At 40.7% G+C, this 11,462-nt stretch carries 9 protein-coding genes; 1 reads left to right on the top strand and 8 read right to left on the bottom strand.

Annotated elements, in window-relative coordinates; all coding sequences use genetic code 11:
• Positions 1-2 precede the first annotated feature (2 nt).
• Complete coding sequence (locus tag QEZ38_RS06300) at positions 3-467, bottom strand: sigma-70 RNA polymerase sigma factor region 4 domain-containing protein (protein ID WP_281335369.1); 465 nt, start codon at positions 465-467, stop codon at positions 3-5.
• A gap of 172 nt (positions 468-639) precedes the next feature.
• Entirely contained in the window at positions 640-2,865 is a 2,226-nt protein-coding gene (gene pbp2a / locus QEZ38_RS06305; RefSeq protein ID WP_153224703.1) for a penicillin-binding protein PBP2A, read from the bottom strand.
• Between the two features lie 88 nt (positions 2,866-2,953).
• On the opposite strand from pbp2a, the gene QEZ38_RS06310 reads away from it, so the two are divergent.
• Positions 2,954-3,829 (top strand): RluA family pseudouridine synthase, encoded by an 876-nt coding sequence (locus QEZ38_RS06310; protein WP_342760440.1) that lies wholly within the window; start codon positions 2,954-2,956, stop codon positions 3,827-3,829.
• A 73-nt stretch (positions 3,830-3,902) separates the two neighbouring features.
• On the opposite strand, the gene gap is transcribed toward QEZ38_RS06310, so the two are convergent.
• The 6 genes from gap to tkt all read right to left on the bottom strand — a co-directional run bounded on the left by gap (position 3,903) and on the right by tkt (position 11,436).
• The gene (gap, locus tag QEZ38_RS06315; RefSeq protein WP_000260668.1) at positions 3,903-4,913 is read right to left on the bottom strand and encodes a type I glyceraldehyde-3-phosphate dehydrogenase; all 1,011 of its coding nucleotides are present in this window, start codon (positions 4,911-4,913) and stop codon (positions 3,903-3,905) included.
• Positions 4,914-5,178: 265 nt separating this feature from the next.
• Positions 5,179-7,830, bottom strand: coding sequence for a bifunctional acetaldehyde-CoA/alcohol dehydrogenase (gene adhE, locus QEZ38_RS06320; RefSeq protein WP_281335424.1), 2,652 nt, complete (start codon positions 7,828-7,830; stop codon positions 5,179-5,181).
• Positions 7,831-8,130: 300 nt separating this feature from the next.
• On the bottom strand, positions 8,131-8,544 hold the full coding sequence (locus QEZ38_RS06325; protein ID WP_281335370.1) for an MORN repeat-containing protein: 414 nt from the start codon (positions 8,542-8,544) through the stop codon (positions 8,131-8,133).
• Entirely contained in the window at positions 8,519-8,974 is a 456-nt protein-coding gene (locus tag QEZ38_RS06330; RefSeq protein ID WP_281335371.1) for a low molecular weight protein-tyrosine-phosphatase, read from the bottom strand. The genes QEZ38_RS06325 and QEZ38_RS06330 overlap by 26 nt, the downstream gene beginning before the upstream one ends.
• A gap of 48 nt (positions 8,975-9,022) precedes the next feature.
• The gene (yajC, locus tag QEZ38_RS06335) at positions 9,023-9,343 is read right to left on the bottom strand and encodes a preprotein translocase subunit YajC (RefSeq protein WP_281335372.1); all 321 of its coding nucleotides are present in this window, start codon (positions 9,341-9,343) and stop codon (positions 9,023-9,025) included.
• A 116-nt stretch (positions 9,344-9,459) separates the two neighbouring features.
• Positions 9,460-11,436, bottom strand: a complete 1,977-nt coding sequence (gene tkt / locus QEZ38_RS06340; protein WP_281335373.1) for a transketolase — start codon at positions 11,434-11,436, stop codon at positions 9,460-9,462.
• Positions 11,437-11,462: the final 26 nt, after the last annotated feature.

Below are 11,462 nucleotides of genomic sequence, written 5' to 3' on the forward strand. Positions count from 1 at the left end.
TTTCATTTCTCCTGAATTACTTCCTTCAGCTCTCTGAGAAGGGCTTTGCGGCCTTTAAATCGTTCGTCTGCCCAGAGGCGTTCATAGGCTTCTTGCTTATCTTCTGGTAACTTTCTTCTATAAGTATTCAACAATTCATGGAGGGCGTAGTAATCATCCAGCCACAATCCTCCTTCTGGTAGGCGATGGCTAATCTCCCCTACTTCTTCATAGGCCATCCGGTCTAGGCGACGTTTTTGACTCTCTTGTTTTCTGACGCTATCAAGGATTCGATTGCGAAATTTTGTTTTGAAGTAGACGTAGAGTTTCTTTTCTTTTTCCACTAGTTCTGGATGGTGTTCTAGAAGTTCATGGAGACAGATCATGCCTTCTTGATCCCAATCCTCTTTCTCCCACAGGTGGAGATAATAATCTTTTCGGCATCTATGGACAATTCCTTTTACCTTCTCATAATACTTTTCAAGCATTTGCTTTCCCCCTTTCTCTGCTTGTAGTATAGCAGAGAAAGGGGGAAAGAAGGGCTTTGGTTTCTGTCTTGTGCTTTTTTTACTCTCTAATGTTATGGAAGTTTTGAATGCTGACAAGTGAGAGTGAAAAAAGACAAAGATTTGAATCCTTGTCTTTTAGCTTATAAACGTATTAGTGAAACAGATCTACAATGGTATCCCAAACTGTCTGGGCTTTTTCTTTAATCTTAGCATCTGAAATAGCTTTGCCTGCTTCATCGACCAGATTTTGTGCTCGTCCACGAATATCTGCTAATATATCATCCGACTGCGTACTAGTATCACTTGTAGTTTGTTTCCGTGTGTTTTCTGGTGCAATACCATTCATTTTATAAGCATTTTCAACTGTAAAAGTGCTTCCTGGTGTATAAGGAAGAATTGTTTCTGCCATACTTCTAAAAATGTGAGCAGCACCATTCGAAGTCGAACCTGCCAGATAATGATTTTCGTCCGTAGTCGGGAAACCAAGCCAATGACTTATCACCACATCAGGCGTATATCCGATAACCCACTGGTCACTTGTATATACTGGGTTAAAAGCTGCTTCAGTTGTACCAGTTTTCCCAGCCATAACATAGTCATCTGGCGAGGAGCTTATTCCTGTACCGTTTGTAAAAGTACCTAACATCATACTGGTCATTTTATCGGCTACTGACTTATCTATTATACGTTTTTGAGAATTTTTGTGGGTTGCAATGACTTGGCCGCTCGCATTTTCAATACGAGTAATAAAATGCGCTTCAGGTATCAAACCTTCATTTGCAAACGCTGCATAAGCCTGCGCCATTTGTAGCGGACTTGTCTCCACCCCACCACCTAGAGCTACACCTAACACACGATCAACATTCGTTAAATCAAGTCCGAATCTTTCACCTGATTCAAAAGCCTTATCGATACCAAGTTGCTTGACTGTCGCTACAGCAGGAAGATTTAGAGACTCGGCTAAGGCTTGATACATTGGAACTTCTGGTGATGTCTTGATTCCTGCGTAATTGTCTACTTTATAATCACCATATTGCATGGTATGATTATCCAGCTCCTTATTAAGAGACCAACCCGCTTCGACTGCTGGTGTATAGACTACTAAAGGTTTAATCGTTGAACCTGGACTTCTTTTGGTCTGGGTTGCATAGTTAAAATTTCTGAAACCTGTCTTATCATCCCCTGCCACTCGACCAACAACTCCTCGAACTCCACCCGTTTTTGGCTCCAAAGCGACACTACCAGACTCTGCATGTGTCCCATCTTCAGCTGTCGGAAAGAGCGAAGTATTTTGATAGATAACCTGCATATTTGCTTGGTAATTTTGATCTAGCTCCGTATAAATTCGATAACCGTTATTAACGATTTCTTCCTCTGTTAGATTATACTTTTCAATAGCTTCATTAACAACTGCATCAAAATAAGAAGGATAACGGTAGTCTGATATTTTCCCTTCATAACTATCTTTCAATTGAGAAGCCATATCAACACTTGCTGCTTCTGCTTCCTTATTTTTATCAAGGTAGCCGGCAGCCACCATATTTTGCAAGACAGTATCTCTTCGATTAGTTGAATGCTCAATGGAATTCAGAGGATTGTACAATTCTGGGCCTTTAAGCATGCCTGCTAAAGTGGCAGCTTCATCAAGAGTTAATTCCGATGCCGAAACTCCAAAGTACTTCTTACTAGCATCCTCAACACCCCAAACTCCATTACCGAAGTAGGCATTGTTCAAATACATGGTTAGAATTTCTTTTTTACTGTATTTTTTGGTTAATTCTAAAGCAAGGAAGAATTCTTTGGCCTTTCTCTGAACAGTTTGGTCTTGTGAAAGATAAGCATTTTTCGCTAACTGTTGGGTAATTGTAGAACCACCACCCGAGCGACCAGCTGTTAGGATCGCTAGGAAAAAGCGACCATAGTTAATTCCACTATTTTTATAGAAGCTCCTATCTTCTGTCGCAACAACAGCATTCTGCAAGTCTTCACTAATTTCCGAGAGCTCAACATAGGTTCCTTTTTGGCCTGACAAGGCACCAGCCTCATTCTCTTCTCTATCAAAAATCACCGTTCTTGTTTTCAAAGCATTCTGCAAGTCTGTAACATTTGTCGATTTAGCCAAGGCAAATAGATAGACCCCAACAAACAAGCTTGCACTTAGTCCAAGAATTAGAAAGATTTTGGTCAGATGATAGCGACGCCAAAATTTTCGAATAGGTCCGACTTGCCCAACTTTCTTTCGCCCACCTCTTGACCGTCTTAAATTAGTCGAGGTATTTTCTTCATTATTAGCTTCGTCGATTTCTATTTCTTCCATTTCAGCTTCTTCTTTTTTAAATAAAGAAAGAAACTTTTCAAATAATGTATCTAATTTCATGCGTTTATTTTATCATCTTCCCCATAGGAAGACAAGAATTTAGCTAGATTCTCTATCCAAATAATCTATTTTTTGTTACAATATCTGTATGAAATTTACCTTTGTTATCCCTGATTCTCTTCCTGAAATGACTGTCAAAATCTTCTTGGAGGAGCAACTACTCATTCCGAGAAAAATACGGCATTTCTTGAGAATTAAAAAGCACATTCTCATCAATCAAGAAGAAGTCCACTGGCATCAAACTGTCAAAGTCGGAGATGAATGTCAACTGATTTTCGATGAGGAAGATTATCCTACAAAAGAAATTGTTTGGGGGAATCCTAATCTTGTTCAAGAAGTTTACCAAGACCAACATTTGATTATCGTTAACAAACCTGAAGGTATGAAGACTCACGGCAATCAACCAGATGAGATTGCTCTTCTCAACCATGTCAGCGCCTATGTAGGCCAGACTTGCTATGTCGTTCATAGACTAGACAAAGAAACAAGTGGACTCGTACTATTTGCTAAAAATCCATTTATACTGCCCATCCTCAATCGATTATTGGAGAAAAAAGAAATCTCCCGCGAATACTGGGCTCTGGTTGAGGGAAAAATAAGAACTAAAGAGCTTGTCTTTCGAGACAAAATCGGTCGTGATCGTCACGATCGTAGAAAACGGGTGGTGGATTTCAAAAATGGTCAATATGCTGAAACTCATGTAACTCGATTGAAACAATTTCAAAACAAGACCAGTCTTCTTCGTTGTCGATTAAAAACAGGACGTACTCATCAGATTCGAGTTCAGCTATCTCACCACGGTCATCCAATCCTTGGAGACCCTCTCTACAATCCACATTCAAAAGCTAAGAGACTAATGCTTCATGCATTTAAACTTTCCTTTGTCCATCCTCTGACCTTAAACAAATTAAGCTTTACTGCGCTATCAGATACATTTGAAAGAGAATTAAACCAAAATGGATGACACTATCATCCATTTTTTCTTATAGATACAAAAAAAGCAAGACCAGTTAGCCTTGCTTTTATCAACTCAAGAATTATTTAGCGATTTTAGCGAAGTATTCAAGAGTACGTACAAGTTGTGCAGTGTATGACATTTCGTTGTCGTACCATGAAACAACTTTAACCAATTGTTTACCGTCAACATCAAGAACTTTAGTTTGAGTTGCGTCAAACAATGATCCGTAAGACATACCTACGATATCTGAAGATACGATTGGATCTTCTGTGTAACCGTATGATTCGTTTGAAGCTGCTTTCATAGCTGCGTTCACTTCATCAACAGTAACGTTCTTTTCAAGAACAGCTACCAATTCAGTAACTGATCCAGTTGGAGTTGGAACGCGTTGTGCAGATCCGTCAAGTTTACCGTTCAATTCTGGGATTACAAGACCGATAGCTTTAGCAGCACCAGTTGAGTTAGGAACGATGTTTGCTGCACCAGCGCGAGCACGACGAAGGTCACCACCACGGTGTGGTCCGTCAAGGATCATTTGGTCACCAGTGTAAGCGTGGATAGTAGTCATCAATCCTTCTACAACACCAAAGTTGTCTTGAAGAGCTTTAGCCATTGGAGCCAAGCAGTTTGTAGTACATGAAGCACCTGAGATAACTGTTTCAGTACCATCAAGGACATCGTGGTTAGTGTTGAATACAACTGTTTTAACGTCGTTTCCACCAGGAGCAGTGATAACAACTTTCTTAGCTCCACCTGGGTGCAAGTGTTTTTCAGCAGCTGCTTTCTTAGCAAAGAAACCAGTAGCTTCAAGAACGATTTCTACACCGTCGTTAGCCCAGTCGATTTGTTCTGGATCACGTTCAGCAGAAACACGGATGAATTTACCGTTAACTTCAAATCCACCTTCTTTAACTTCCACAGTTCCGTCGAAACGACCTTGAGTTGTGTCATATTTCAACAAGTGTGCAAGCATAACTGGATCTGTAAGGTCGTTGATGCGAGTAACTTCAACACCTTCTACGTTTTGGATACGGCGGAAAGCAAGACGACCGATACGTCCGAAACCGTTAATACCAACTTTAACTACCATTAGTGATTTCCTCCTTATGAAAATCATGAAAATTTTATTGTGAAAAGAGTAACTTGAATCACTACAAATCACCTTTCAACATACCTATTATATAACTATTTGAGTTTAATTGCAAGCGCTGGCCTTGTTTTTCTGATAAGCTTTGGTAATATTTTCATTTCTTTACTTAGCCTTGCATCTGACTCTCATCCTTGCAATTTTTTATGAAAATACACTCTCTAACCATAAAAAACCGAGGTTCCCCTCGGTTTTGGCTGATAATCAATTATTTACGGCGTCCTGGTCTTTCTTTGTAACCATAGTATGCATCTTCGATGATTTCTTGCATATGGTCAACCATTGGAAGACGTGGGTTTGCAGGTGAACATTGGTCTTCATAAGCAAGGAAGGCCAACTCACGTGAATGTTCTTTCCATTCTTTTTCGTCAACACCTTGTGCTTTGAAGTTCATTTGGATACCTACGCGCTCACCGAGTTCGTAAACAGCTTTTGCAAAAGATTCAACCCCTTCTTCTGGTGTAGAAGCTGGAAGTCCAAGCATACGAGCGATATCTTGATATTTCTCGTCTGCACGGTAGTAGTTGTACTTAGGCCATGTAGCTGTCTTAGCTGGGCGAGTACCGTTGTAACGGATAACATATGGAAGCAAGATTGCATTTGTACGTCCGTGAACTGTGTGGAATTGCGCACCAATCTTGTGAGCCATTGAGTGAGAAATACCTAGGAAGGCATTTGCAAAGGCCATACCAGCGATTGTTGAAGCGTTATGCATTTTCTCACGTGAGTGGAAGTCTGCATTCTTAACTGAACTTTCAAGGTTTTCGAATACAAGTTTGATAGCTTGAAGCGCAAGACCGTCAGTGTAGTCGCTAGCCATTTGTGATACGTATGCTTCCGTTGCGTGAGTCAATACGTCCATACCAGTATCCGCCGCAACAAATCCAGGAACTGTCAATACCAAAGCTGGGTCTACGATTGCCACAGTTGGTGTCAATGAGTAGTCAGCGATTGGGTATTTACGGTTGTTTGCTTTATCAGAGATAACGGCAAATGGAGTTACTTCAGATCCTGTACCAGATGTAGTTGGGATAGCGATGAATTTAGTTTTCTTACCAAGCAATGGGAATTTGAAGGCACGTTTACGGATATCCATGAATTTTTGTACAAGGTCACGGAAGTCTACTTCTGGTTGCTCGTAGAAGAGCCACATTACTTTAGCAGCATCCATTGGTGATCCACCACCAAGAGCGATGATTGTATCTGGTTTGAAAGAGCGCATAATCTCAGTACCACGTTCAACTGTAGTGATATCTGGATCTGGTTCTACATCTGCAAAGATTTGGTAAACAACCTTATTGCGACGAAGGTCAAGTTGTTCGATGATACGATCAAGGAAGCCAAGCTCTACCATAGCGTGGTCAGTAACGATCATGACACGCTCAACGTCACGACATTTTTGAAGGTATTGAATTGAATCACGTTCAAAGTATGTTTTTGAAGGAAGTTTCATCCATTGCATGTTATTTCTCCGTCTTCCGACTTTTTTGATGTTCAAGAGGTTAATGGCGCTAACGTTATCCCCAACTGAGTTACGTCCGTAAGAACCACATCCGAGTGTCAATGATGGCAAGAAGGCATTGTAAACGTCCCCGATACCACCGAAAGTAGAAGGTGAGTTACAGATAACACGAATAGCTTTAACAGCTTTACCAAATTCTTTAGTCAATTCTTCATCGGCAGTATGGATGGCTGCTGAGTGCCCAAGACCGTTAAATTCAACCATTTGACGAGCTTTAGCAATACCATCTTCACGGCTTTCAGCTTTCAAAACTGCGATAACTGGTGACAATTTTTCACGAGTTAATGGCTCGTTTTCACCAACTTCTTTACATTCTGCAGCAAGAATGTTTGTTCCTTCTGGAACAGTAAATCCTGCTTGTTCTGCAATCCAAGTTGCTGGTTTACCAACGATGTCAGCGTTCAATTTTGCACCAGCACAGTTTTTGCTGTTTGCTTTCACGCCGAAGCAGAACTCTTCAAGAAGTGCTTTTTCTTTTTTGTTTACAAAGTAAGTGTGGTAAGATTTGAACTCTGCTACAAATTCATCGTAAATTTCTTTATCAATGATAACCGCTTGTTCAGATGCACAGACCATACCATTGTCAAATGATTTAGACATTACGATATCGTGAGCAGCTTGGCGGATGTTAGCTGATTTTTCAACATAAGCTGGAACGTTTCCGGCACCTACCCCAAGAGCTGGTTTACCACATGAGTATGCAGCTTTAACCATGGCATTACCACCTGTTGCAAGGATTGTTGCAACACCTTCGTGGTTCATCAATGCGCTAGTTGCTTCCATAGATGGTTCAGTAATCCACTGTACACAGTTTTCAGGTGCACCTGCTTTAATCGCTGCATCACGAACGATTTGAGCTGCGTGAGCTGATGATTCTTGAGCTGATGGGTGGAATGCAAAGACAATAGGATTACGAGTCTTCAATGAAATCAACGCTTTAAAGATTGCTGTTGAAGTAGGGTTTGTTGTTGGAGTGATACCACAAACAACACCAACTGGTTCAGCGATAAGAGTCAATCCTGTTACATCATCTTCTTCGATAACACCAACTGTTTTAGTGTGGCGCATGTTATTTACTACGTGCTCACAAGCAAATAGGTTTTTAGTTGCTTTATCTTCAAATACTCCACGTCCTGTTTCTTCAAAGGCATGTAAAGCCAATTCTCCGTGAGCATCAAGTGCTGCAACTGAAGCTTTTGCTACGATATAATCGACTTGATCTTGGTCGAGTTTACGCATTTCTTCAAGAGCAACTAAAGCTTTTTGCACCAAACCATCGACATGCTTTTCAGCAGCGAGTTTCTTTTCTTCTGGTGTTACAGTTTTTTTATCAGCCATATTTTCCTCCATAGCTTTCAAGGATTGTAAGTCCTTTGTTAATTTTTTCACAAGTTTATTATAACTCTTTTTTAAACGTTTGTAAACAGTTTCATATACATTTCACAAACTTTTTTTATTTGTTTGTGAAAACAATTTTAAATATACCCATACATGCACTTTTTCACTTAAAGTTTGTGAATTATTTCATAAAAGTTTTATTTTTCACAAACTTAGTTGTAAAACAGTCTTGTAAGCCGTTTTTATTTCCATGTAAGCGCTTTCTAGCGTTCTGGAAGAATACCTCCTTCTAGGAGGAGGTTATTGTGCTTGTTGAAATAAACCTTGTTTGAAGTCCCCTTCATAGACTACTTCTTGTTCTGTAGTCAGTTTTCCTTTTCCTTCAGCTTGGCCATTTACAAAGTCTCCCTCATATACCCAACCTGCTTTAGCTTGGTAGGTACCTTTACCATTGAAGGCTCCATTACTGAATTCTCCGGTATAGCTATCACCATTTGCAAAGGTAACAGTTCCCTGACCATTCATCTTACCACGAACTAGGCTTCCATCGTAAACAATGGTATCACCATCAAGTTTGAGAACTCCCTGCTTGGGAAGATTTGTCAGAAATACTGACCCTGCGCAGACAATGATGACGATTACTGTCGCGATTTCTAGTCGAGGTCGTGTCAAATGGACACTGTATTTTTCATAGAGTTTCTTTATATTTTCCATTTTCACTCTCATTTTCTAAGCGACTTAACCAAGCCTGGCAACCAGTTAAAACCCGATCGTAAGTTTCTTCAAAATCACCTGTATACCATGGGTCTGGAACGCTTTCAGATGCAAACGCTTGTATCTTATCTTGTTGATCTTGTGGGCACATCTGATATAAGTCAGCGAGGTTAGACTCATCCATACCAATGATATAGTCAAAATACTCAAAGTCATTTTTAGAAATTTGTTGGGAAGTTTTTGAAGTATCATAAGGAACTCCATGGCTTCGAAAAATTCCTTGTGTCCCTTTGTGGATCGGATTGCCATGTTCCCAGGAAGAAGTCGCTCGGCTTTGAATCTCATATTTGTCAGTCAAGGATTTCATCACAAATTCCGCCATAGGACTACGACAAATATTACCAAGACAGACAAAAGCAATTTTTTTCATTACTCTTCCTCTCACTTATAGAAAAACGGGAATGAGATCCACCCCGTTTTATTCTTCAATAGCACTGCCGTCTTCAATAACAGCTCCTTCAGGTGTCACAGCTTCTTTGACTGGCAAAACAGTTCGAATTGCACCTAATTCGAAAGTCAAGTATACTCCGTCTACATCAAGTACAATCGTTTTGTTTTCAGTATCAACTTCGTCGACTGTACCGTAGAGACCACCGATAGTGATGACTTCGTAGCCTTTTTGAAGTTTGTTGAGGCTCTCCATACGTTTTTCAGCTTGTTTTTTTTGAGAACGTTGCATGAAGAACATCAAGCCGAACATCAAAACAAGCATAATCAAGAATGTTAAATTCCCACCCATTATTTTTTCTCCTTTGTAATTCAGATAAAACTACTATATCAAATTTCACTTGTTTTTACAAGATTGCACCTTGATTTTAGGTCAATAAAAAACCAGAGCAAATGCCCTGATTTTTCTTATTTCAAGTTGTTTACAAGTTCTACTAAGTTTTCAACTGTAAATCCATATTCTGCTAAAACTTTTGGTGCTGGGGCAGATGCTCCAAAGGTATCAATACCAAGAACTGCTCCATCAAGACCAACGTATTTATACCAGTTTTGAGTTGCTCCCATTTCAACTGCTACACGGCGACGAACTGCATTTGGTAAGATTTCTTCTTTGTAGGCTGCATCTTGTGCATCAAATACATCTGTAGATGGCATGCTGACTACGCGAACTTTTCCACCTTGACTTGCCAATTCTTTAGCAGCTGCAACAGCAAGATTGACCTCTGAACCTGTCGCAATCAAGATTGTATCAAAGTCTGCTGCATTTTCATAGACAACATAGGCACCTTTTGCAACCTTGTCAAAGTCTGTTCCTTCTTCGACAGTCAAGTTTTGACGTGTCAAGACAAGGGCAGTTGGTGTTTTCTCACTTGTCACTGCAAGGTACCAAGCTGCTTGAGTTTCACGCGCATCTGCTGGGCGGAAAACATTTAGATTTGGCATAGCACGAAGACCTGCTAGGTGTTCAACTGGTTCGTGCGTTGGGCCATCTTCACCAACTGCGATTGAATCGTGGGTGAAGACATAAGTTACAGGAAGACCTTGTAGAGCTGACAATCGAACCGCTGCCTTAAGATAGTCTGAGAATACAAAGAATGTTCCACCATAAACACGAAGTCCACCGTGAAGAGCCATTCCGTTCAAGACAGTACCCATTGCAAATTCACGAACACCAAACTGGATGTTACGATTTAAGCGATTTGCATCATCTTGAAGTCCATCAGTTTTGATGTAAGTCATATTTGAATGAGCAAGGTCAGCTGATCCACCGAGGAAGGTTGGCAATTTAGCAGCCACAACATTCAAGGCATCTTGGCTTGAGTTACGTGTAGCTTGAGAGAAGCCATTTTCTAAAGCTGGGAAGTCTTCTGGAGTCACCTCAACTGGATCGTGCCCTTCGATGATTGCTTCCACTTCTGCAGCAAGTTCTGGGTGAGCTTCTTTGTAATCTGCGACTAGTTTTGTCCATGCTTCGTATGCTGATGCACCACGGTCTGCAACATTTTCTTTGAAATCAGCATAAACTTCTGCCGGGATTTCAAATGGTTCGTATTCCCAACCAAGGGCTTGGCGAGTTGCTGCAGTTTCGTCTGCACCAAGAGGAGCACCGTGTACGGCATTAGTCCCTTGTTTGTTTGGAGAACCATATCCAATAACAGTTTTCACTTCGATCAAAGATGGTTTGCCTGAAGCCTTAGCTTCTTCAATAGCAGCATGAATAGCTTCTAAATCTGTTCCATCTTCTACCAAGGCTGTATGCCAACCGTAGGCATTGTAACGATCGCGAACACTTTCTGTGAATGAATCTTTTGTCTCACCATCCAAGTTGATATCATTTGAATCATAAAGAACAACCAACTTGTCTAGTTTTTGCAAGCCTGCATAAGAAGCAGCTTCACTTGAGACACCTTCCATCAAGTCACCATCTCCACAGATAACGTAAGTATAGTGGTCAAAGATGTTATAACCTTCACGGTTGTACTTAGCTGCAAGGAAACGTTCTGCTTGTGCAAAACCTGTCGCAGTCGCAATCCCTTGTCCTAGAGGACCTGTTGTTGCATCAACCCCTGCTGTATGACCAAATTCTGGGTGACCTGGAGTTTTAGACCCCCATTGACGGAAGTTCTTCACTTCATCCATACTCACATCTTCAAAACCAGAAAGGTGGAGAAGGGCATAAAGAAGCATTGATCCGTGACCAGCTGAAAGAATGAAACGGTCGCGGTTAATCCAGTTTGGTTGAGCTGGATTGATACGAAGTTCTTTAGTGAATAGGCTGTATGCCATCGGTGCAGCTCCCATAACCACCCCTGGGTGACCTGAGTTGGCTTTATTGATAGCGTCAATACCTAGAAAACGAATCGCATTAACAGATAGATTTGACATAGAATTTCCTTTCTCTTTGAGGTGAT

Source organism: Streptococcus taonis, from assembly GCF_029948085.1.
Lineage (GTDB): Bacteria > Bacillota > Bacilli > Lactobacillales > Streptococcaceae > Streptococcus > Streptococcus taonis.